Annotated in this window: 23 protein-coding genes; 11 read left to right on the forward strand and 12 right to left on the reverse strand. The window is 57.9% G+C overall.

Translation table 11 applies throughout. From position 1 onward, the window contains the following. The first annotated feature begins 75 nt into the window (after positions 1-75). Genes AC2FLJ_RS14440 through lpxK form a run of 4 tightly spaced genes read left to right on the forward strand, consistent with a single transcriptional unit; the run spans position 76 to position 4,426 of the window. Entirely contained in the window at positions 76-1,422 is a 1,347-nt protein-coding gene (locus tag AC2FLJ_RS14440) for a TldD/PmbA family protein (RefSeq protein ID WP_496706422.1), read from the forward strand. After that, positions 1,409-2,209 carry a 3'(2'),5'-bisphosphate nucleotidase CysQ gene (locus AC2FLJ_RS14445; RefSeq protein WP_496699419.1) on the forward strand — a complete coding sequence of 267 codons (801 nt, stop codon included), beginning with the start codon at positions 1,409-1,411 and terminating at the stop codon, positions 2,207-2,209. Before AC2FLJ_RS14440 ends, AC2FLJ_RS14445 begins: the two co-directional genes overlap by 14 nt. Continuing rightward, on the forward strand, positions 2,206-3,441 hold the full coding sequence (locus AC2FLJ_RS14450; RefSeq protein WP_496699421.1) for a 3-deoxy-D-manno-octulosonic acid transferase: 1,236 nt from the start codon (positions 2,206-2,208) through the stop codon (positions 3,439-3,441). Before AC2FLJ_RS14445 ends, AC2FLJ_RS14450 begins: the two co-directional genes overlap by 4 nt. Further along, positions 3,428-4,426 carry a tetraacyldisaccharide 4'-kinase gene (gene lpxK / locus AC2FLJ_RS14455; protein ID WP_496699423.1) on the forward strand — a complete coding sequence of 333 codons (999 nt, stop codon included), beginning with the start codon at positions 3,428-3,430 and terminating at the stop codon, positions 4,424-4,426. Before AC2FLJ_RS14450 ends, lpxK begins: the two co-directional genes overlap by 14 nt. Positions 4,427-4,464: 38 nt before the next feature. On the opposite strand, the gene AC2FLJ_RS14460 is transcribed toward lpxK, so the two are convergent. Together AC2FLJ_RS14460 and AC2FLJ_RS14465 are read right to left on the reverse strand one after the other, a co-directional pair. Then, positions 4,465-5,127 (reverse strand): DsbA family protein, encoded by a 663-nt coding sequence (locus AC2FLJ_RS14460; RefSeq protein ID WP_496699425.1) that lies wholly within the window; start codon positions 5,125-5,127, stop codon positions 4,465-4,467. A gap of 14 nt (positions 5,128-5,141) precedes the next feature. Then, complete coding sequence (locus AC2FLJ_RS14465) at positions 5,142-5,648, reverse strand: DUF721 domain-containing protein (RefSeq protein ID WP_496699430.1); 507 nt, start codon at positions 5,646-5,648, stop codon at positions 5,142-5,144. An 81-nt stretch (positions 5,649-5,729) separates the two neighbouring features. On the opposite strand from AC2FLJ_RS14465, the gene mutY reads away from it, so the two are divergent. Both mutY and AC2FLJ_RS14475 read left to right on the forward strand, forming a co-directional pair. Further along, positions 5,730-6,785, forward strand: coding sequence for an A/G-specific adenine glycosylase (gene mutY / locus AC2FLJ_RS14470; protein WP_496699432.1), 1,056 nt, complete (start codon positions 5,730-5,732; stop codon positions 6,783-6,785). A gap of 59 nt (positions 6,786-6,844) precedes the next feature. Further along, positions 6,845-7,981: an alkane 1-monooxygenase gene (locus tag AC2FLJ_RS14475; protein WP_282170513.1), complete on the forward strand. Its 1,137-nt coding sequence runs from the start codon at positions 6,845-6,847 to the stop codon at positions 7,979-7,981. An 84-nt stretch (positions 7,982-8,065) separates the two neighbouring features. Here AC2FLJ_RS14475 and AC2FLJ_RS14480 read toward each other — a convergent pair whose 3' ends face one another. The 4 genes from AC2FLJ_RS14480 to AC2FLJ_RS14495 form a co-directional block, all read right to left on the reverse strand. Next, a complete protein-coding gene (locus tag AC2FLJ_RS14480) occupies positions 8,066-9,448 on the reverse strand; it encodes an adenylate/guanylate cyclase domain-containing protein (RefSeq protein WP_496699435.1) in 1,383 nt (460 codons plus the stop codon). Positions 9,449-9,592: 144 nt separating this feature from the next. Then, the gene (locus AC2FLJ_RS14485; protein WP_496706426.1) at positions 9,593-10,696 is read right to left on the reverse strand and encodes a site-specific DNA-methyltransferase; all 1,104 of its coding nucleotides are present in this window, start codon (positions 10,694-10,696) and stop codon (positions 9,593-9,595) included. Between the two features lie 106 nt (positions 10,697-10,802). Then, the gene (gene rnhB, locus AC2FLJ_RS14490) at positions 10,803-11,420 is read right to left on the reverse strand and encodes a ribonuclease HII (protein WP_496706428.1); all 618 of its coding nucleotides are present in this window, start codon (positions 11,418-11,420) and stop codon (positions 10,803-10,805) included. A gap of 111 nt (positions 11,421-11,531) precedes the next feature. Beyond that, positions 11,532-11,999 carry a hypothetical protein gene (locus tag AC2FLJ_RS14495; protein ID WP_113791791.1) on the reverse strand — a complete coding sequence of 156 codons (468 nt, stop codon included), beginning with the start codon at positions 11,997-11,999 and terminating at the stop codon, positions 11,532-11,534. 177 nt (positions 12,000-12,176) lie between these two features. On the opposite strand from AC2FLJ_RS14495, the gene AC2FLJ_RS14500 reads away from it, so the two are divergent. From AC2FLJ_RS14500 to AC2FLJ_RS14510, 3 genes are all read left to right on the forward strand, one after another. Continuing rightward, complete coding sequence (locus tag AC2FLJ_RS14500; protein WP_058272591.1) at positions 12,177-12,461, forward strand: hypothetical protein; 285 nt, start codon at positions 12,177-12,179, stop codon at positions 12,459-12,461. Next, on the forward strand, positions 12,433-13,134 hold the full coding sequence (locus AC2FLJ_RS14505) for a winged helix-turn-helix domain-containing protein (protein ID WP_496699438.1): 702 nt from the start codon (positions 12,433-12,435) through the stop codon (positions 13,132-13,134). The genes AC2FLJ_RS14500 and AC2FLJ_RS14505 overlap by 29 nt, the downstream gene beginning before the upstream one ends. A 107-nt stretch (positions 13,135-13,241) precedes the next feature. After that, a complete protein-coding gene (locus AC2FLJ_RS14510; protein WP_496699440.1) occupies positions 13,242-14,813 on the forward strand; it encodes a DUF427 domain-containing protein in 1,572 nt (523 codons plus the stop codon). 87 nt (positions 14,814-14,900) lie between these two features. On the opposite strand, the gene AC2FLJ_RS14515 is transcribed toward AC2FLJ_RS14510, so the two are convergent. The 6 genes from AC2FLJ_RS14515 to AC2FLJ_RS14540 form a co-directional block, all read right to left on the reverse strand. After that, positions 14,901-15,692: a DUF1217 domain-containing protein gene (locus AC2FLJ_RS14515; RefSeq protein WP_496706431.1), complete on the reverse strand. Its 792-nt coding sequence runs from the start codon at positions 15,690-15,692 to the stop codon at positions 14,901-14,903. Further along, positions 15,692-16,090: a flagellar biosynthesis repressor FlbT gene (gene flbT / locus AC2FLJ_RS14520; protein WP_109310643.1), complete on the reverse strand. Its 399-nt coding sequence runs from the start codon at positions 16,088-16,090 to the stop codon at positions 15,692-15,694. The genes AC2FLJ_RS14515 and flbT overlap by 1 nt, the downstream gene beginning before the upstream one ends. Continuing rightward, entirely contained in the window at positions 16,090-16,464 is a 375-nt protein-coding gene (gene flaF / locus AC2FLJ_RS14525; RefSeq protein WP_496699444.1) for a flagellar biosynthesis regulator FlaF, read from the reverse strand. Before flaF ends, flbT begins: the two co-directional genes overlap by 1 nt. A 77-nt stretch (positions 16,465-16,541) precedes the next feature. Beyond that, positions 16,542-17,753: a flagellin N-terminal helical domain-containing protein gene (locus AC2FLJ_RS14530; RefSeq protein ID WP_282120390.1), complete on the reverse strand. Its 1,212-nt coding sequence runs from the start codon at positions 17,751-17,753 to the stop codon at positions 16,542-16,544. 211 nt (positions 17,754-17,964) lie between these two features. Then, a complete protein-coding gene (locus tag AC2FLJ_RS14535) occupies positions 17,965-18,324 on the reverse strand; it encodes a flagellar biosynthesis protein FlgN (RefSeq protein WP_282120342.1) in 360 nt (119 codons plus the stop codon). Next, on the reverse strand, positions 18,308-18,589 hold the full coding sequence (locus tag AC2FLJ_RS14540) for a rod-binding protein (protein ID WP_282170519.1): 282 nt from the start codon (positions 18,587-18,589) through the stop codon (positions 18,308-18,310). The genes AC2FLJ_RS14535 and AC2FLJ_RS14540 overlap by 17 nt, the downstream gene beginning before the upstream one ends. A gap of 111 nt (positions 18,590-18,700) precedes the next feature. Between AC2FLJ_RS14540 and AC2FLJ_RS14545 the strand changes: the two genes are divergently transcribed. After that, positions 18,701-19,912 (forward strand): flagellar hook-length control protein FliK, encoded by a 1,212-nt coding sequence (locus AC2FLJ_RS14545; RefSeq protein WP_496699447.1) that lies wholly within the window; start codon positions 18,701-18,703, stop codon positions 19,910-19,912. After that, the gene (locus AC2FLJ_RS14550; RefSeq protein WP_496699449.1) at positions 19,909-20,580 is read left to right on the forward strand and encodes a flagellar hook capping FlgD N-terminal domain-containing protein; all 672 of its coding nucleotides are present in this window, start codon (positions 19,909-19,911) and stop codon (positions 20,578-20,580) included. Before AC2FLJ_RS14545 ends, AC2FLJ_RS14550 begins: the two co-directional genes overlap by 4 nt. Positions 20,581-20,629 lie beyond the last annotated feature (49 nt).

Raw genomic sequence — 20,629 nt, forward strand, 5'->3', positions numbered from 1 at the left:
CAACCTAAAATAGCCGCAGGCCTTGCGAGACCGGCGGTCCAAGGCTAGGTCGAATGCACACAGACCGGAGGCCTCATGACCCGCACACCCGAAGAAATCAGCCATAATCTGCTGGACGCGGCCCGCAAAGCCGGGGCCGAAGCGGCGGATGCCATCGTTCTGGATGGCTCATCGGTATCGGTTGAAGTCCGCGGTGGCGCGCTGGAGCACGCCGAACGGTCCGAAGGCACCGACCTGGGACTGCGTGTGTTTCTAGGCAAGCGGCAGGCGATCGTCTCAAGTTCGGACAGTCGCCCCGAAACGCTGACGGCGATGGCGCAACGTGCAGTGGCCATGGCAAACGAAGCTCCGGAAGATCCTTTTACAGGGTTGGCCACGCCCGACCAGCTTGCAAAAGACTGGGATATCGCGGCGCTGGAACAATTCGACCCGACGCCGGAACCGTCGGCGGATACGCTTTTGCAGGATGCACTGGCTGCCGAAGCTGCCGCTTTGGCCATAGAAGGCGTGTCCCAAGTATCAGACGCCGCGGCCGCTTATGGCACCCACCGCGTGCATCTGGCTGCCACAAATGGCTTTTCCGGCGGGTATTCCCGCAGCAGCCGCTCGACCTCTTGCGTTGCTATCTCGGGCCAAGGCACAGGGATGGAACGCGACTACGACGGCGACAGCCGCACATTCCAGAGTGACCTGCGCAGCCCTGATGAGATTGGCCGCTCGGCAGGTGAACGCGCCGTTGCGCTGATTGGGGCACAAAAACCCGCGACAGGCACATTCCCTGTCCTGTTCGACGAGCGGATTTCGTCTTCGCTGATCGGTCATCTTTTGGCCGCCAGCAACGGCGCCGCCATTGCCCGAGGTGCGTCATGGCTGAAGGACAGCCTGGGAGAGCAGGTCCTGCCTGAACACCTGTCACTGATCGAAGACCCGCATCGCCCGCGTATCTCGGGCTCTCGCCCCTTTGACGCCGAAGGTTTGCCAACACAGCGAAGGGCCGTTGTTGAAAACGGAGTACTGACCGGGTGGACCCTGGATTTGGCCAGCGCACGAAAACTGGGCATGACCTCGACCGGGAATGCGGCGCGTGGCGTGTCCGGCCCCCCGTCGCCCAGCAACTGGAACCTGAGCCTGACCCAAGGCACGCACAGCCGGGACGATCTGCTGCGTGACATGGGAACCGGCCTGCTGGTGACCTCGATGATCGGATCGACGATCAACCCCAATACCGGCGACTACTCACGTGGGGCATCAGGCTTTTGGGTCGAAAACGGGGAAATCACCCATCCCGTCAACGAATGCACGATCGCTGGCAATCTGCGTGACATGCTGAAACGGATTATTCCGGCAAATGACGCACGTGCGTACTTGTCCCGCGTGGTGCCATCGATCCTGATCGAAGGAATGACACTTGCCGGCACCTGACCTGCAACTGCTGATTGACGCCGCATTAGAGGCCGGAAAGATCGCCACTCGGTTTTCGGGGACAACGGCGCAACGCTGGGATAAACCCGACGGGGCCGGCCCGGTGACCGAAGCTGATCTTGCCGTGAACGAGATGCTTGAGCAAATGCTGCCCGCAGCGCGTCCGGGGTATGGCTGGTTGAGCGAGGAAACCGAGGATTCAACTGACAGGCTATCGAAAGACCGTGTTTTCATCATTGATCCCATCGACGGCACCCGCAGCTTTGCCGAAGGCTCGCGGACCTGGGCCCACTCATTGGCTATCGCCGAACAGGGCGAAGTGACGGCCGCTGTGATCTACCTGCCTTTGCGAAACCTGCTTTATGCCGCAGCAAAAGGTCAGGATGCTACGCTCAACGCCGAAAAGATTCGGGTCAGCGAACTCGGTGTGTTAGAAAGCGCCGAGGTGTTGGCCGCGAAACCCAACATGCAGCCGCAACACTGGCGTCAGGGGCAGGTACCCGAGTTCAAACGGAACTACAGGCCATCTCTGGCCTATCGCATGGCCCTTGTTGCACAGGGACGATTTGACGGGATGATGACCCTCAGGCCCAGTTGGGAATGGGACATCGCCGCCGGTGATCTGATTATACGCGAAGCCCTCGGCCGGTGTTCGGACCGCGCGGGGCTGCCTCTGCGGTTCAACAATGAAACTCCGCGTCTGAACGGTGTGATCGCTGCGGGTTCAGGTGTTTATGGGCTACTGTCGGAACAACTCGAACCGGAAAGCCCTGGAATCGCACCATGAGCAAGCCACGCTCGTTAAGCCTTGCCGCCTATCGCGTGCTGTCCTGGGGTATGCAGAATACCGCCAGCAACGGCGATATTGCGCGCCCCGAGGGCGAGGTTCTGTGGTTGCACATAAATGCGTGGGAACGTCACCGCGCTATTGTTGATTTTTGCCAGCGGTTGCAGCAGACGCGCCCCAATCTGTCGGTGGTTCTGACCGCGCCACCCGATGCAGATCTGACAAGGTGGGCCAGCAGCGGATACCCTTTGGTCAACCTGCCCGCCGAACAAACCGGGGCTGCGCGCGCGTTTCTGGACCATTGGCGTCCGGATATCGGAATATGGGTCGGGGGCGGCCTGATGCCTAACGTGATCACGCGCGCCGAGGAACGCGGGATTCCCCTGATGTTGATCGAAGCACAGGCGGACGTGAAAATCGCACGGGGCGGCCGTTGGTTACCCGATATCACAAGATACACGATTGACTGTTTTCAGACGATCCTGTGCACGACACCGGAAATCGCCCGTCAAATTCGGCGGCTAGGCGTCGCTTCGAACAAGGTGCAAGAGGCACCGCCCCTTCATATCAGCCCCAATCCGCGCCCATGGCCCGAGGACGAGCTGATCGAGGTGAACCATGCGCTGTCTGGCCGACCGGTCTGGTTAGCGGCGTGGGTCCAGGACAAAGAATTCATCTCGGTCCTCAGCGCCCATAGACAGGCAATGCGCATGCTGCCGCGTTTGGCGTTGGTATTGCAAGTGGCCGATGTTGCCGAAGCCGGACCGCTGCATCGGCGGCTTGAAGCGATGGATCTGCGTTGCACCAACTGGGATGAAAGCGGGACGATCGAGGATATGACACAGGTGATCCTCTCCGCCGTGCCCGAGGATCTGGGTCTTTGGCAGCGGGTATCGCCCGTTACCTTCATGGGCAGCTCTCTGGAACGCGGCGCCGGGGGGGCGGACCCGCTGATCGCCACGGCGCTGGGCTCTGCTTTGATCCACGGACCATTTGTGCACAGCCAACAACAGCTTTACGATCAGCTCGACAGGGCGGGGGCCGCGCGCACAGTCAGGTCCGCCACCGAGCTGGGCGATGCAGTGGTCGAGCTGTTGGCGCCGGATCAGGCCGCCAATATGGCACTGGCCGGGTGGCAGATCGTAACCGAAGGTGCGCCTCAGGCGGATCACCTGATCGACATGATTCAGGACTACCTGGACCAGCGGAGTGCAGACGATGCGAGCACCTGATTTCTGGAAAACCGCGCCAGATCGGCTGGACCTGCGCGCTCGAATGCTGGCACCGCTTGGGCGGCTCTATGCTGGCGCTACGGCGCGTCGGGTCGCCTCGGAACCCGGCATTAACCCGGGTATTCCTGTCATTTGTATTGGCAACCTGAACGCGGGCGGCACCGGCAAGACCCCGACTGTGATCTGGGTAATCGAGCAATTGCGCGATGCCTGGCATGAGACACATGTGGTCACGCGCGGCCATGGCGGCTCGCTCGAAGGACCGGTGCGCGTGGACCCCGGCAAGCATACCGCGGCGCAGGTCGGGGATGAGCCCCTGTTGCTGGCGGCTTTTGCCGATGTCTGGGTCGCCAAAGACCGCGCTGCTGGAGCAAAGGCAGCCGCCGCGGCGGGTGCCACAGTCGTCGTGCTGGACGACGGGTTTCAAAACCCCTCGGTTGCGAAGGATTTCTCGGTCATTGTGGTGGACGCATCGCGCGGATTTGGAAATGGGCTGTGCTTGCCGGCTGGCCCCCTGAGGGAACCGGTGGAAGTCGGATTACGGCGCGCTGATCTAGTGCTGTCCCTTGGCGAAGCTGATTCCCAAATCGAGTTTGCCGAACGTTGGGGAAAAAAACTGTCCGTCCCACATACGACCGGCGCGGTTGAGCCGCTGCAAACCGGCATGGATTGGAGCGATACGCCCGTTCTTGCCTTTGCAGGCATCGGACACCCCGAGAAGTTCTTCGCCACTTTGCGCCAACAAGGCGCGACCTTGCTGCGAGCCGAAGCGCTGGATGACCACCAGCCGCTGACACCCGCCTTGATGACTCGTCTTGAAAACGAAGCCCGCTTGTTGCGCGCGCAAATGGTCACCACGGAAAAAGACGCCGTTCGCCTGCCCGCTGCGTTTCGCAGCAAGGTCATCACGCTTCCGGTTCGTTTGAAGGTCGATGAGGCAGACAAGGTCAGGCAGATGCTTTTGCAGGTCGCACCGTCGCCCTGAAGGACGACCGGCCCGGATTGAGCCGGTCGTAAAAGCAATTAGCTGCCCAGTTCGTCTTCGATCAGCTTTTTGAAGCCGTCATAGGACTGATTCTCAACCGACTTGCCATTCACTATGAAGGATGGGGTCGCCTGAATACCGTCGCGCTCGGCGTTTTCCTGATACCAGGCGACCAGCGTCTGCGCGCGGGTTCCGTCCTGCAAGCAGGCTTCAAGCTGATCATTGTCGATACCAGCCAGACGCCCGATTTTGCGCAGCTCGTCCACGATTTCAGCGGGACCACCGGCTTTGGTCCACTCGGACTGGCCTTCGTAGATCAGGTCGGAGATGCCAAAGAACTTTTCGGGCCCGCCGCAGCGCGCAACCATTGACGCCCACAGGCCATAGCGGTCAAAGTAGACCTCGCGATAGATGAACTTCACCTTACCTGTGTCGATGAAATCTTTCTTGAGCTGCTTGTACGCTCCCGTGTGGAAATTCGCACAATGCGGGCAGGTATAGGACGCATATTCGATGATCTCGACCGGTGCGTCTTCGGCACCCAGAGTCATCTCGACGATGGTCGAGGTGTCCAGATCGGCCTCTTGCGCCTCGGCGCTGCTAATCAGCGGATAGGCGGGGTTGGAATTCGACAGCGACAGCCAATAACCGCCAGCGGCCACGGCGACGGCCGCACAAATTCCGGTTGCAATACGGCTCATTTCTCAGCCCTTTCTCAGCGTTTTTGCTTGGATAAAACGTTACGGCCCAGACGTTCAAGGGCTGCGCGCAGATCACCATCGTGAACTTCTTGCGCAGCCCGGTCCGCCTCGGCTGCTATTTCTGGTTCGATCTTGGGTTTCGCTTGTTTCGGCTTGTGGTCGAAACTGGCCTGCCCCTCGGCAAATCCTGTCGGAGCGGTCTGGGTGATGCGTACCCGGCTGATGGCGTTATAGCCATAAACCGCGTTCACCTTGCCGCGCAATTGTTCCTTCTGCATCTCCAGCATCGGAGCCTGCGGGCCAGTGGTCAGTACCGTCAGCGTGGCGCCAATGCCACCCTTCCCGTAACCCACTTTTACCGGTCGCGCGATAGCGGCCATATCCTGTCCAACGATCTCGGACCAATGGGTCAGCAGGCGTGATACGGCAAAGCCCCGGCTTTCACCGGCGCGCCTGATCTGGTCGTTCAGCAATGTCGCGGTGCGTTTGAACCCGCGGGTCGAAGAACGTCTGCGCTGCATCTGGTTTCCAACTCCTGCGCCGCTATTGTAAAGGGCAGGACAACAGGCGCCAGCGAAACCCGACAGAGAGATAGATAAAACTTGCGTGACTCCGGTGAATTTGACGTGAGCAGTGCGCTGCTGGATTGGTACGACCGCCATGCCCGCGAGATGCCTTGGCGCGTAGCTCCAGCCGATCGGGCTGCGGGTGTGATGCCCGACCCCTACCGCATTTGGTTGTCCGAGGTCATGCTGCAGCAGACCACTGTTGCGGCTGTGCGCGACTATTTCGTGCGATTCACAACCCGTTGGCCGACAGTTAAGGCACTGGCCGCTGCCCCGGATGATCAGGTTATGGGGGAATGGGCAGGGCTTGGCTATTACGCGCGTGCGAGGAACCTTCTGAAATGCGCCCGGGTTGTGGCCGAACAGCATGGTGGAACGTTCCCCGATACCTATGACGCGCTCCTCAATTTGCCGGGAATCGGTCCCTACACCGCCGCTGCAATTTCCGCCATCGCCTTCGACCGGCCCGAAACCGTGTTGGACGGCAACGTGGAACGGGTTATGGCCCGACTTTTCGACGTTCACGACCCTTTGCCCGGTTCAAAACCGCAACTGAAAAAGCATGCGGCTGCACTTACGCCTGCCACGCGACCGGGTGATTATGCGCAGGCGGTCATGGATCTGGGGGCAACAATCTGCACACCAAAATCTCCGGCCTGCGGTATCTGCCCGGTGCAAGCCCCCTGCGCCGCTCGCGCCGCTGGAACGCAATCCGATTTGCCACGCAAGACTCCAAAAAAGCCCAAATCCACGCGATACGGCCATGTTTATATAGCCCAAGGCGATAACGGAGCCTTTCTGATGGAACGTCGTCCCGACAAGGGCCTGCTGGGTGGCATGCTGGGCTGGCCCGGATCAGAATGGTCAGACGGCCCGGCCGAGGCACCGCCCTTTCCGTGCAAATGGCAGGTGCTGCCGGGTGAGGTACGCCACACCTTTACCCATTTCCACCTGATCCTGCGCATCTGGACGACCACGCTGCCGGTCGGCTGGTCGCATGACGATCTGATTGTAATGGAAAAACACGCTTTCCGCCCCAGTGACCTACCTACTGTTATGCGCAAAGCGTATGACCTCTGGCGCTCTACGTAACCCATTGTGTGGCATTGCCGGGTGAGGCTAGTCTGCCCACAGTTTCTCGGAGCGAAGCGATGATCGCATCAGACAGTCTGTCACGCTGGCAAGCGGCATTGCCCTTCTGGGTGTCCTTCCTGCTGATCCCCGTCATTTGGCTTACCGCCGTTGCCGGAGGTTGGTGGGTCTTGCTTGTGCCTCTTTCGACTTGGTGGGCGTTTGCAGTTCTGGATCGGTTAACGGGGCTGAACCTTGAAAATGCCGATCCGGCCACGCCGGACGGCGGTCTCAAATGGTACATTCTGCTGACCAAGGCATGGGCCCCGGTTCAGTTTCTTACGCTGTTTGGGTTGCTCTGGTACGCCACACATACCGATCACCTGTCTGTTTTTAGCAAGATTGGATTGTTCTTCGGGATGGGTGTGATCTCGGGCACCATCGGGATCAACTACAGCCATGAACTAATGCACCAGAAAGGGCGGTCGGAACGTTGGCTGGGTGATATTCTACTGGCCATGGTGTTGTATTCTCACTTCCGGTCAGAGCACCTGCTGGTTCACCATCGCTATGTCGGAACACCACGCGATCCGGTCACTGCACGGTACAATGAAGGGTTTCACCGCTTCTATCCGCGCGTTCTGTGGCAATGCCTTGCGTCCGCCTTCCACGCAGAAAGGGACAAGCTGGGGCGCAAGCAACGTCCGTGGACCGACCCCGCGAACCCGTTCTGGCGCTATTGGGCGCTTCAGGCGGGTATGCTGGCGTTGGCTTTCGTGGTCGGGGGATGGCCGGGCGTTGCCCTGTTCCTGGTGCAGGCGGGCGTCGCCATATGGCAGCTGGAACTGGTGAACTACGTCGAACATTACGGCCTGACCCGCAAACACCTTGGCGATGGCAAGTACGAGCATGTCCAGCCGCGCCATTCGTGGAACGCCTCGCAAAAAGCGTCGAACTGGCTGCTGATCAACCTGCAGCGTCACTCGGACCATCACTACAAACCCAACCGGCGCTTTCCGCTGCTGCAGCATCATTCGGAAGATGCGGCCCCGCAACTGCCCTATGGCTATCCGGTTATGACCGTCGCTGCGATGGTCCCACCGCTTTGGCGGCGCGTCATGAACCCCCGCGTTCGGGCCTGGCGGCGGCAATATTATCCCGAAGTCACTGATTGGAAGCCGTACAACAGATCTCGCAACCCGTTGCCGCGTTCGTGACCGCAGCGCGCGCCCGCGCGCAGCCCGGCCCAACGGAATGACGCGCATCTTTGATGCGTGGCCGACCGGCGGGAGCTGCCCGTCCTATTGCGCCCAGATATCCATAGTGCCCTGCACCCCGCGAACCGGCTGGTTTTCATGCTTCACAAAACCTGCTGTCAGGTCGGCGGCGTTATTGCCCTCCTGCATCACCTGTGCCCGGACCGCGTCACTCAGCACCACGCGAACACCAAGGTCACGCGTCATCGCTTCGAGCTTGGCGGAGACATTCACCGCATCCCCGATAACCGCAAATTCCAGTCGGTTCGCTCCGATATCTCCCAATACCACCGAGCCATAGTGAACCCCAATTCCTACACGAATTTGCGGCTCACCTGCCCGTCGCCGCTCCAGGTTCCAGCGATCAATCACATCCACCATATCGCGCGCGCAAGCCACCGCGTTACTGGCATCCAATGGGGTCGTCACCGGCGTACCGAATGTGGCCATCAAACCATCCCCAAGATATTTGTCCAACGTGCCATGATGGCGAAACACTTCGGTTTCCATTCGCGCGTGAAACCCACGCAAAACTTCGATGACTTCATACGGGTCGCGCCCGGCCGCGAATTTGGTAAACCCCACGATGTCGATGAACAAAACGGCGATGTCTTCTTTGCGAACCTGCTTGAGCGGCTCATCATTCTGGCTGAGTTCGTCCACGACATTCGGAGAGAAATATCGCGACAGGTTTGCACGCTCCCTCTCAAGCCCGGCATTTGTCATCAACAATCGATTGAGCCGCCGCATCGAGATACCAAGCGTAACCGCGACCATTAGGAATACGATCACCTGCTGAATACGCTGAGGGACCATGAAACTGTTGGGGTCCAGCAACTCCGCAACATCCGGATACCCGGCCAATGCCTCGTACACGCGCTCACTGATGCCCGGGATTGGCGTAGCCACCCACCAGGCGATGATCCAGCCTACCGTCCACATCGCCGCCGTCCACGTGCCGATAGCCACGACTGTGCGCCACGAATAGGCCAGAGTTCCCGCGGCCAGAATGATGAAGAAATACTGGAAGTTGTCGAACCGGTATTGCATTGCCAGCGGTCGAACATCATCGCTGAACGGGTTCGGCACGATCATCCCCAAAGTCATAATCAGCAAGTCGACGAAGATCAGTAAAAGCTCGACCCGTGACTGGCCCACGCTGCCAGCCCGCCGGATCAACCAACCATTGGCGCAAATCAATAACAGGATGAAGTGATACCACAGAACGTCCCAATGGGGGTTCAGGTAGATCAACAAAATGCCGGTAAGGCCCATCGCCACCCAGCGGGCGCGGACGGCAAGTTCCAACCCTTCGCGCTTGTGCCGTTCCAGCGCAGCCTCGGTGTACTTGTTGTCCAGATCATACTTGTCTGGCTGTGTCACAAAAAACCGCCCAAATCGGGATTCGCTGGCTGTGGTATCCGACATTGCCAAGGTTCCTTCCGTAAGCAGCAGGACAAGGAATCTCATATCGGAACTGAATGAAGAATAAAACAAAAGACCCCGCCGAGATCGGCGGGGCAAGGCGTAGTGCCTTGTGTCAGGCCACAGGCACCGGCGGTATTCTTGAAATCAGTTGTGTAACTCGGCCCGGATCTGCTGACGCAAAACGTCGATCGGCACCGTTTTCCCATCGCGTTTAAAGCACCAGTAAGTCCAGCCATTGCAAGAGGGCGCGTTTTCCAGATGCGCGCCGACCTGGTGGATCGAACCTTTGACGTTGTCGCCCACCAGCGTTCCGTCAGCCCGAACCTTGGCCTTGTGGCGTTGATTCATCGAATAAAGCTCTTCACCCGGGCGCAGCATGCCACGTTCGACCAGCTGACCGAAGGGCACGCGCGGTTCAGCGCGCTTGCTGGCGCTGACTTCCAGCGCCTCACGGTCGAACTTGCGGACTTTGGAAATCCGCTTCTCGGCGACCTTGCGATAGCTTTCCTCGCGTTCGATCCCGATGAATTCGCGGCCCAGCATCTTGGCGACAGCACCAGTGGTACCCGTGCCAAAGAACGGATCCAAAATAATATCACCGGGGTTGGTCGAACCGATCAGGACACGGTGCAACAGGGATTCCGGCTTTTGTGTCGGGTGCGCCTTGTCGCCGTTTTCATCCTTGAGGCGCTCATGCCCGGTGCAGATTGGCAGAACCCAATCGCTGCGCATCTGCACACCTTCGTTCAGCGCTTTCAGGGCTTCGTAGTTGAAAGTATACTTAGCACCTTCGCGCTTTGAGGCCCAAATCATCGTCTCATGCGCGTTGGTAAACCGCTTGCCGCGGAAATTCGGCATCGGGTTCGATTTGCGCCAGACAACGTCGTTCAGAATCCAGTATCCGGCGTCCTGCAGGGCTGTACCGACGCGAAAAATGTTGTGGTAGGACCCAATCACCCAAATCGCGCCATTGGGCTTGAGCAGACGATGCGCCGCTTTCAGCCATTCGCGGGTGAACTGGTCATAAACACCAAAGCTTGAAAACTGATCCCAGTGATCGTCGACCGCATCAACCTGGCTGTTATCGGGGCGGTGCAACTGGCCTTTAAGCTGCAGATTATACGGGGGATCCGCGAAAATCAGGTCAACCGACTCCGCGGGCAGACTGTTCATCACATCGATGCAGTCCCCGGATAGAATCGTGTTTAAAGGGAGCGCTGTTGCGCCCTTTTTGGTTGTCGTTGTCATATCTCTGCCTCAAGTTCCACGGCGCTTTTGCGCTCATTTGGTTGAGACAAGGATGAGTCAAAGTCGATTCGCCGTCAATTTCTTTTTTGAATCAGCGGCTTACGATTTACTCTTGATACAAGATATTGTGTACCGGCTTGAACGAACGCCTATGATGTGGGGTCACACCAAGTTTTTGCAGCGCTTCCCTGTGTTGTTTTGACGGATAGCCTGCGTTCTTCTCCCATCCATAGCCTGGATGCTGTTGCGCCAAATCCACCATCAGTTGATCGCGCCAGTTTTTGGCAATGATCGAAGCCGCCGCAATCGAAACGGAATGCGCGTCACCTTTGACCACCGCCTGCGCCGGGATCGTCAAACCCCGTGGGATCATGTTTCCGTCGATCAGCAGATAGTCGGGCGGCGGATCCAGGGCCGCGACAGCACGTTCCATCGCGAGATGCGAGGCACGCAAGATGTTGTGTTCGTCAATCTCGGCAACCGAGGCTTCAGCTATCGCAAATTCAGCCCGGTCCCGTACGGCGATATCCAAAACAGCCCGTCGTTTCGCCGTCAGTTTCTTGGAATCGTTCAACCCCTCGGGAAAATCTACGGGGTTCAAAATCACGGCGGCCGCGACCACTGGCCCGGCCAATGGCCCACGGCCGACCTCATCCACACCGGCAATGCGTACGTACCCTTGCGCCACTGCCGCCTGTTCAATCGAATAATTTGGCGTTGTCATACCAACCGAAAACCGCGATTCGCGCCCCACCGCAAGACAAAAAAGAGAGGGCGGCTTGCGCCACCCTCTCCTACGCGGCGCTTCTGTGGCACCGCTCCTGCTCGAAAGAGATTACTTGTAAACGACGCGGTATCCCTTCTGGCGCAGGCATGCGGGTTCATATGCCCGGTTCACCTTATTGCCGTTCCAGAAACCGACCTTGCACTCTTGCGGCAGGCTGTTGGCATGTTTGTAGTGCTTCTTGAGGCATTTCGGTGCCAGAAGCGGGTGATTGTTCGAATAGGCGCTAAACTTGCGCAGGCATTTCTGCGGCAGATCATATCGCGCGACGTGTTGCGGCAAGGGGCGCACTGGGTAACTGGGCTGGGCCACATAAGGCTGAGGCGTATAGGTCTGATGACGCGTCGTCCGGTCCTTGCGTTTTTCCTTGTTGTAGTAGTGGACCCCGGCACCGATGATCGCGATGGCGGCAAGCCCGCCAAGGATGTCCTTGGCATCCGCCGCGCGCGCCTGCGAGGCTGAGACGCCGGTGATGGTGATAGCGGTGGCAACGATAAGGGCGATGAACTTCCGGTGCATGATGCGTGTCCTTCCTGGTGTTTCGGGGCGATCCGACACAGACCGCAAACGTGATGCCCCAACACTGGGTCCGCTCCCTTCAGACAAGCAATAACGGGCGGGTGTTATCCGATATCACCCCCCTCAAACCCCTTATGTTATTGAATATCGTGCAAACCCATGCGCAGGATGCAGCCTATGAAACCAATCCTCTCTTCTCTGGCCGTTGCGGCCCTGATATCGCTTGGTACTGCTGCGTCGGCAGAGTGCTATGCGGATTACAAGGCCAAGCAGGACAATCCGCTGCGACTGCATTACGGCGTGATGCAGGTTTCGGCCTGTGACAAAGGCCAGGCTCAGCAAGAAGCCTCAAAACGCCTCAGCGCGTCGGGCTGGACATTGTTGAATGTCATGTCTGTCTTTGGGCCAGAAGGGTTGGATAAAAGGAAGGCCAATGCCGGACAATTCTATCTCCGTTACTGATACCCGGCGATCTGGCACAAGACTGGTCGGCGCAGGCATAGTGGCGATCGTACTGATCCTTGTCACTGCCGCCGTCTTTCTGTTCTGGACCTTGCCGGACGCCAACGCCTTTAACGCGCGTGTTGAACGGCTGTTTGTCGAAAGCGATTTGACCTCGCAGACCGAAATTCGGCTGTTGGAGATTTTGGCCCAATCCGGCACCGCCTTTGCCGACACCCTATCCAGCTATCGGATGGTGATTTTCGTATTGTTGGTCTTTGCCAGCGCCATGCTTGTGACGGCCCTAGTGTTTCTGGTGATGCTGGTCATGCTGAACCGCCGGATGGCACAGATCGAACGAACTGGCATTCAGGTTACCTCGCTACTGATCAGTCGCGAGGAAAACACCGTCTATCTGAACAACATGGACTTCAAACTGACCCCAGCTGCGATGGAGACCCTGTCAGTCCTTGCCGAATCCCGACTGGATGACGAGGTTCTGTCCGGCGTTCAGATCGAAGCGGTGATTTCGGGCAAAAGCGCCGCCGATTGTGACGAAGCTGCTGGTGCGACGCGGATAAAACGGCTGCGTGACGCTTTGGGTAATCAGATGGTCAGCGAATTGCTGGTCAAGAACATCGCCAAGAAAGGTTATATGTTGTCCATCGAAAAGGACGTAATCCAGATGGTCTGATCCACTAGGACCGCACAGCTATCGTGCAGAAGAATGCCGAGGCTGCCCCTTGGAAAACCTCTTCACAAGGCCCATCCTATAGGGACCCCGCGCCAGGGAGGATGAGGATGAACGTCCACGCCACAGCAAGACCAAAAGGCTATGGAATCTCGGTCGAACGGTTAGATGGTAAGATTGCGATTTACCGGGACCAGACCCTTTTAGCCGAAAGCAGCAACGCCAAAGTCATGTACGAAACACGGTTGCCGCCGACGATCTACATTCCGCGCGAAGACGTGCTGGTGGATCTCAGCGACGAAACCGAGCTGCAGACTTTTTGCCCCTTCAAGGGCACCGCAACCTATCACGACGTCATTCTTGGCGACGAACGACTCGCCAATTCCGTTTGGGCCTACGAAGAAGCTCTTCCCGAAAGCGCTGCCATTCAGGGGCATATCGGGTTTTTACCCAATGCTTATTCCCGGATCGATTTGGGCGACAACCAACTGCGGGAACCCCAAGACGGCAATATCAGTGGCCCTTTGATCGATTGGCTGATGCGTGGGGCATCCGCAAACAACACGCCTGAGGCGTTCACCAAAGCGCTGGCCGAGAAAATGCTGGAACACGGGATTGCCATTCAACGCCTCAGCATTCTGACATGGTCCCTGCACCCTTTGATCGCCGGCAAACACTATATTTGGGAAAAGGGCGAGGCTGAGATCTCGACCAATGTTCCGACCTATGAAATCCACGACCACCCGGCATACATCAACAGCCCTTTGCGCCATGTGTCGAACGGGCTGGGCGGAGTGCGTCAGCGGTTGAACGCCGAAAACCCCCACAACAGCTTTCCGATCATGGAAGACCTGCGGGAAAAGGGGGCAACCGACTATGTCGCCATGCCGTTGCCGTTCTCGGATGGGCGGACCAACGTTCTGACCCTGACCTGTGATCACCCGGACGGTTTCACAACCGAAAACCTTGGGCTGGTGTTCGAATGTTCGCTGGTCATCGCCCGGTTCTATGAGGTTTTCATGCAGCGCGAAAACGCGCAGGTCCTGCTGGAAACCTATGTCGGAAAACGATCGGGTGCGCGCGTACTTGGGGGTGAAATCCGGCGCGGTGACGGCGATGAAATTGATGCTGCCATCATGTTCTGCGACCTCCGCAATTCGACCAGTCTTGAGGAACAGCTTGGGCGTGAGGCGTATATCAATCTGTTGAACGACTTTTTCGAAACCGTTTCTGGCATCGTGCATGAAAATGGCGGCGAGGTCCTAAAGTTCATAGGCGACGCTGTCCTTGCCGTGTTTCCGGCAGGCGAGGATGCAAAAGCCGCCCGCGATAATGCCCAGCGCAGCGCCATCGATATCGTCGAAAGACTGGGAGAGCTGCGCCAATCAGGGTCCGATGCGCATTGCGATTGCTCTATCGGCGTTGCCTATGGGCGCGTGACCTACGGCAATGTCGGCTCGCGCGAACGGCTGGACTTTACCGTGATCGGACAAGCCGCGAATATCGCTGCGCGTCTGGGTGAATACGGAAAAACCAAGAACCACAGGATCGTCGTGTCTGCCGATATTCTGCCTGCTTGCGCGAATGCCTTGCCGCTTGGCGACGTCAAGCTGCATAACGTGTCGCAACCGGTCGAGTCATATGCTCTCAGAACTTCCGCGGATGCCGTTCTGAACGCTTGAATTCCGCAATCGGTTTGCATTTTTCAAAGCGCTGAGTGTTGGGGTTTCTGATCAAGGTTCGGGTGCGTGACCAATGGTTTCCATGCCTTACCCGCCCAGTAGGATCAGCGCGGTCTGCGCCGGGGAAATGATGCTTTCAAGCTGGGCGATCTGACTGCGGGCAAGGAATTGATCTGTCAGCCGCCCGACTGCGGCCTCATCCTTGAACTGGGTCAGGTCGTCGGACCCAGTCAGCCCTGACAACCTGTGTTTGAATACTTCCAACTGTCTGTCGATGTTCAACTGGCCAAAGCTGGACGGCAACCCAAGTGCCGTCTCCATCATGCGCCGCAGCGGTGGCAGGCTCATCAAATCGAACCATTTGGTATCTTTGCTGCCCGCCTTTTGCGCCAGATCACCCAGCGCATGCTGGGCATACAAAGCGATACGCATCGTTTCATCTGACTCGCCCACCGCGATTTCAAAACGCGACACGACATTGTCGTGCGCAATGTCCTCCATGTTGATGATCAGCCCGGTTTTGCGAACCTCGCCCGGCCCCAGCCCAAACGCCTCGGAAAATTGCCGATACCTTTTGTCGGACAGACGGTTGGATAGCGCATCCTGGGCTTTTGTTCCGTCGGACAGGATTTTCTGGATGAAATAGCGATTGTCCAGGTCAGACTCCAACCCAAAGGTGCCCAGCGCGACTTGCAACAACCGGCGGTCGGACACCAGATCCTCTGCCGTTTGGACCTTTTTGATGTTTTGCAGAAAGTACTCGCTGTCCCTTTTGTTGACGGAGGATGAGGAAAAGCTGTCGATCTGGGCGTCATATGTACGCTGCAGAAACCGCCAACCGACAATGCCGCCCGAAGGTATGACCGGCTGGAACGTCATTACTGGTAGGCCATCAGCCGCTCTTCGCGCGGCAGCAGCGCGCGCAGAGCCTTGAGGCATTTGTAAAATTGCTGGTCCAGCAGTGCTTGGGTTGCCTCGGACAAAACCCGGCGGCTATCGGCGTCGGTAAAGACCTGGCTCAGCTCTTCGACGCGGCGCAACAATTGTTGGCGGGCCTGATCAGGTTCCATATCGCCAGACAGCACCAGCTGAGCGGCGTAGCAGACGCGTCGAACCGGCGTATTTACCTGATCCGGGTGAATCGCATCCCGCAGGCGCAATACGTTTGCCTCGGGCGTCATGATCGAAAACCGGCTGCGCCGGTCGCCATTTTCAACGACTACGCCATTGATCAAAACCCGCTCTTTCGGTGCCAATTTCAAAACCAATCCTGCCATCAGGTCGCCCCCATTTGGCGAAGGCCGCGCAGGACTGCCATGTTGATCTCTAACAAAGGTTCAACCGATGCTTTGTTCCCTAGTATCTGACTGCTGTGCTGTTCGGTAAACTCGGCCAGATAGAATATCCGCGCACGCAGATCATTGGGCAAAGCATTGTCAGAGTCGGTGACACCACTGGCCAATACAGTCCACAGGCGCCGGTTTTCATGCAGAGCCTGCACAAATGCGCCAAAATCGGACTGCTGACCGGCCGCAGCGGCCTTGAGCCTGCGTGTGATTTTCGAAATCGCTTCGTATTCAGTGTCTCGCGGGGTACGCGTTGGCGCGGCGGTCTGTGCATATGCGCGTTGTGCAAGGGCTTGCGGTGTCACGTGAAATCCTTCCGGTAATCCGCCATTTGGCGGTTAGTATCGGGGCGCGTCGCCGCGCCCCGACCATTGTCCTGAACTTAGCGGAACAGAGACAAAATCGACTGCGGTGCCTGATTGGCAATCGACAGCGACTGGGTGGCCAGCTGCTGCTGAACCTGAAGAGCCTGCAGGCGTGCCGAGGTCTCCTCCATATCCGCATCGACCAACGCGCCGATCCCGGATTTGAACGAATCCGCCAGGTTCGAAATGAACTCTTTCTGCGTCTCGATCCGACCTTGCGAAGAACCAAAAGCGGCCGATGCGTCGATCGATGTGTCGATCAGCGTTTCGATTGTGGCCAACGCGGCCGTTGCCCCTGCACCGGTCGAAACGTCAATGCCGGTCAACGCGCCAAGACCACCCGAACCCGCGTTCACGTACTGGGCCGAGAACGAGATGTCTGTGCCGGTCGCATTGGCAACGGATAAGGTGCCTGCCGTACCCGAGTCATAGTCGACCGTCAGACCCGAGATACCCAGCTCTTCAATCTTCGCCTTCAGGCCAATGGCAACAATATCACCCGTGGTCGCGGCAGCCGCATCCGTTGCAGAAACCGTGTAGGACACGACCTGATCGTCGATCGCCACGACAACTTTGTCACCGGCCGCAAACGCACCACTGGATTCATCCGTAACCAGCGCAGTTGCCGAAGTTGCGCCGTTGTCAATCGTTGCACCCACACGGTCGTTGCCGGTGGAAGATCCGGTCGATCCGTCAAAGACCTGAGCCGCCGTGTACCCACCGGTCGAAAGGTCCTGACCCGCAACAGTGATGGAAGACGCGGTTACGTTGCCTGCATTGTCCCGGTCAAGGGACGCGAGGATCGAAGCGGATCCGGCTGAACCGTTAACCAGGTTGAGACCGTTGAATTGCGCGGCGTTCACCACCGAGTTGATCTGGTCCTTCAACGCGGTAACATCGTCGTTGATTTTGTCGCGATCTACGTTGTCTTCCTGTGCTGCAACGATCTTGCTTTTCATCTGAGACAGCAGATCGGTGACCGTTTCGGACGCGTTACGCGCAACCGCCACGGTGGATTCACCCAGGGCCAGGCTGTCCTTGATCGCATTGAAGCCTTTGACATCCGATTCCATGACCTTGGAAATCGCCCAGACGGCCGAGTTGTCTTTCGCAGTCGCAACGTCCTTACCCGTCGAGATCGCGTTCCGCGTTGCCCCAAGATCCTTGTTGACCGACTTGAGAGTTTGCAGCGCAACCATGGCGCCATTGTTTGTCAGAATGCTGGACATTAGCTTTCTTCCTTTTCCGTTCGGGCCCTTTGCGCCCATGCTCATCCCGCCACTGGTGCGGGCTTTGACGTCTTTCTGATCGGTGCGACCCGCCGTCGGGCTGTTCGCGCCACCTGATTTGTCCAGGTGCCCGAACACCTTTGACGTCGATCCCCTAACGGAGTGCTAAAGCGCGAAGGTCAGAAACCTCGGATTTGAATCAAACCCTTATCTATGCCCGTTTTTCCAGCTTGGCTTGATGGCGGACGGCAAATTCGCTGCGCTGCCCGTCCGCACCATAGGTGGTGAATTCTTGCCGCACGCGCCGTAACTCGGCCATGCGGTTGGCCACCGCGCGAATCCCTTCGGCGGCGCTGTTTAGTAACGCCTGGTTCCGCTCGACCTTTCTTTGCAGGCGGATCAGTTCATCACTATCAAAGACGTCAAGATCATTAATCGCACCTATCAGTTTTTCCTTTTCCGGAGCCGTGTTATGCAGACGATCCAGATCGCCCTGCACCAGCGCGTTTCGCTCAAGCTCAAGAACGTCTTCGAGTGATTTTACAAGGTCGGCTTCAGACGTCTTTGGCATCGGTTTTCTCCATCATGGATTGGAACAGGATTTCGGACAGCCCAACGCCACCGGATCTGGCCAGCGCACGGGCCTGATGCTGAACAAGAAATGAGGCAAACTGATCTTCGCCTGCACCGCCGCCAAAGGATTGGCGCGCTTTGCCCAGCCCGGCCGATTTCAGCATCTCACTCAGAAACGCAGCCTCTAGTTCTATGGCCGCCTCCCGCAATTTCTGGGAATAGGCAGGGGGTTGAGATGGGGAGAGAGGCGGGGAAACCTTCACTGCTTTCTCCAAAAATTGCATCGAACTTTTTCGATCAAAAGCGAAAGCAGTTAAAATAAACGTAACTTCCTGCAGGCAGGTTTCCGGTCACACAACCGGAGTCGGAGCAAAATGCCCAACCCTCTTTCAGTGACGTCATCCTCGCCGACCGCAACCACAAAACCCCACGGGATCAATCCCGAGCAGGGGGATGAAAACGGCGCGACGTTTGAGGCCGTGCTCAATCAACACAAAGGTGAGAACAAGCAAGAAGCAGCCGCTCTTAAAGGCGCTGAACCTGAACAGGACGTCGACGTTGAAACGGACGAGGCTGTCTTGCTTGAAGATTCAGAAGTGTCCGCTGATCGCAACCAGAGTGAGCTGACACCCCTTTTGGACACGCGTCTTGAAGTGAGCACAAAACGCGATCCTGCCGAAACACCCGTGTCAGCTGCGTTACCCGACTCGCGCAGTCCGAAAGTGCCTGAAACCGAGCAAACCGGCCAGGCCAACACGGTCGATAAACCGGATGCAGGCATCAAAGATTCGCGCAAAGTCACCCCGGATTTTCGGCACAGCTCGGCTTTGAGACCCGCGTTACAACCAATGGCAAGCCGGGGGCAGGCGGACCTCGCGACTTCTGTGTTGCAACCTGTGGGTATATCCCCAAAAGAGACCGCAGACCTGACCGTTCATCCAGAGCGGCACCAGCGTGAAACGCAACGTCCGCCGCAAAGCAATCTTGCACCTCAACAAACGACCAACCCGGATCGCGCACCAAGCATCGCTCAATTGCAGATGTTCGCGCCGGAAAAAACCCGCGCTCAGACTGACGCGCCAGCATTTTACGAGGTGGAAGACGTTCACGCCCTCAGGGCAGATTCGCCCGTTTCGGCGGGTCGGGATTCGGTATCTTCTGCGCAAGTCATGGCACAGACTGCCCGGTCCGAGACAGCGCGCGCCGTCGCCGGGCAAATGGCGGCCGTCATCAATACTCAGCCGAAACCCGGTTCAGTTGAGATCGCGCTGAACCCCGAAGAACTGGGGCGAGTGTCCATCATGTTGAACGGTCGCGATGACGGATTGCATCTGACAATTTCCGCCGAGCGCCCGGAAACCCTCGAGATGATACGGCGTCATTTGGCGGTGCTGGAAGAAGAGTTCAAAAATTTTGGCTTGGGCGATCTGTCAATTGACCTTGGGACATCCGAAGACGCCGAGCAGAACCAGGCCGGCCAGCAAGAAGGATCGCGTGCTGAGACCGCGCAACTCACCGATTCCTCTTCAAACGCGTCACCCATTCCCAAAACCGGCCCCGTTGGCCGCATCGACATGAGGTTGTGAAATTGATTACCCCGACCCAACCCAACGCCCAACCGTCAGCCACAGCGCAATACAAAGACGTGCCAAAGCAAACAGGTCTGGCATCAGACTTTGAGACATTCCTTACAATGCTGACCGTACAGGCCCAGAATCAGGATCCTTTGAAACCATTGGATGCCTCAGAATATGCATCGCAACTGGCGCAATTCTCGATGGTCGAACAACAGGTTCAGACAAATGATTTGTTGGCGACACTTGGACAGGCGCTGGGTGGCGCAAATCTGGACAAACTCGGCAAATGGATCGGGATGAACGTGCGAGCGCCCGCGGCTTTCCAATATGAGGGCGAGCCTGTGACGCTGTTTGCCACACCTGCACCCGAGGCTGACAAGGCGGTCATGGTCATCCGCGACAGCGACGGTGCCGTTGTCGATCGTGTGGCTGTTTCCACGACCGACAACAAAACAGTTTGGACTGGTCAGGGAAGCGATGGGCAGCCTCTGGTGGCGGGAAGTTACTCGGCCACACTGGAAAGTTATGATGGCGACGAGCTGTTATCGACACAGCTGGCAGAGACCTATGGCGAGGTTGTCGAAGCTCAGGTTTCGGACAATCAAGTTATGCTGACCCTCGAAAGCGGGCAGGTTGTCGCTGCCACGACGGTAACCGGGGTCAGAGCCGGAACTTGATCTGCCGGGCAGGACAGTTCAAACCTTGGCAGATTCGACTCGCTAACTG

The organism is Ruegeria sp. CDSA034 (genome assembly GCF_059612275.1).

Excerpts from the sequence above, each read along its gene's own strand:
- lpxK (WP_496699423.1), top strand. The coding sequence starts at position 3,428 with ATGCGAGCACCTGATTTCTGGAAAACCGCGCCAGATCGGCTGGACCTG.
- AC2FLJ_RS14510 (WP_496699440.1), top strand. The coding sequence starts at position 13,242 with ATGAACGTCCACGCCACAGCAAGACCAAAAGGCTATGGAATCTCGGTC.
- AC2FLJ_RS14500 (WP_058272591.1), top strand. The coding sequence starts at position 12,177 with ATGAAACCAATCCTCTCTTCTCTGGCCGTTGCGGCCCTGATATCGCTT.
- AC2FLJ_RS14485 (WP_496706426.1), bottom strand. The coding sequence starts at position 10,696 with ATGACAACGACAACCAAAAAGGGCGCAACAGCGCTCCCTTTAAACACG.
- AC2FLJ_RS14530 (WP_282120390.1), bottom strand. The coding sequence starts at position 17,753 with ATGTCCAGCATTCTGACAAACAATGGCGCCATGGTTGCGCTGCAAACT.
- AC2FLJ_RS14450 (WP_496699421.1), top strand. The coding sequence starts at position 2,206 with ATGAGCAAGCCACGCTCGTTAAGCCTTGCCGCCTATCGCGTGCTGTCC.
- AC2FLJ_RS14535 (WP_282120342.1), bottom strand. The coding sequence starts at position 18,324 with ATGCCAAAGACGTCTGAAGCCGACCTTGTAAAATCACTCGAAGACGTT.
- AC2FLJ_RS14475 (WP_282170513.1), top strand. The coding sequence starts at position 6,845 with ATGATCGCATCAGACAGTCTGTCACGCTGGCAAGCGGCATTGCCCTTC.
- AC2FLJ_RS14440 (WP_496706422.1), top strand. The coding sequence starts at position 76 with ATGACCCGCACACCCGAAGAAATCAGCCATAATCTGCTGGACGCGGCC.
- AC2FLJ_RS14495 (WP_113791791.1), bottom strand. The coding sequence starts at position 11,999 with ATGCACCGGAAGTTCATCGCCCTTATCGTTGCCACCGCTATCACCATC.
- AC2FLJ_RS14460 (WP_496699425.1), bottom strand. The coding sequence starts at position 5,127 with ATGAGCCGTATTGCAACCGGAATTTGTGCGGCCGTCGCCGTGGCCGCT.
- AC2FLJ_RS14480 (WP_496699435.1), bottom strand. The coding sequence starts at position 9,448 with ATGTCGGATACCACAGCCAGCGAATCCCGATTTGGGCGGTTTTTTGTG.
- AC2FLJ_RS14465 (WP_496699430.1), bottom strand. The coding sequence starts at position 5,648 with ATGCAGCGCAGACGTTCTTCGACCCGCGGGTTCAAACGCACCGCGACA.
- AC2FLJ_RS14505 (WP_496699438.1), top strand. The coding sequence starts at position 12,433 with ATGCCGGACAATTCTATCTCCGTTACTGATACCCGGCGATCTGGCACA.
- AC2FLJ_RS14515 (WP_496706431.1), bottom strand. The coding sequence starts at position 15,692 with ATGACGTTCCAGCCGGTCATACCTTCGGGCGGCATTGTCGGTTGGCGG.
- rnhB (WP_496706428.1), bottom strand. The coding sequence starts at position 11,420 with ATGACAACGCCAAATTATTCGATTGAACAGGCGGCAGTGGCGCAAGGG.
- flbT (WP_109310643.1), bottom strand. The coding sequence starts at position 16,090 with ATGGCAGGATTGGTTTTGAAATTGGCACCGAAAGAGCGGGTTTTGATC.
- AC2FLJ_RS14545 (WP_496699447.1), top strand. The coding sequence starts at position 18,701 with ATGCCCAACCCTCTTTCAGTGACGTCATCCTCGCCGACCGCAACCACA.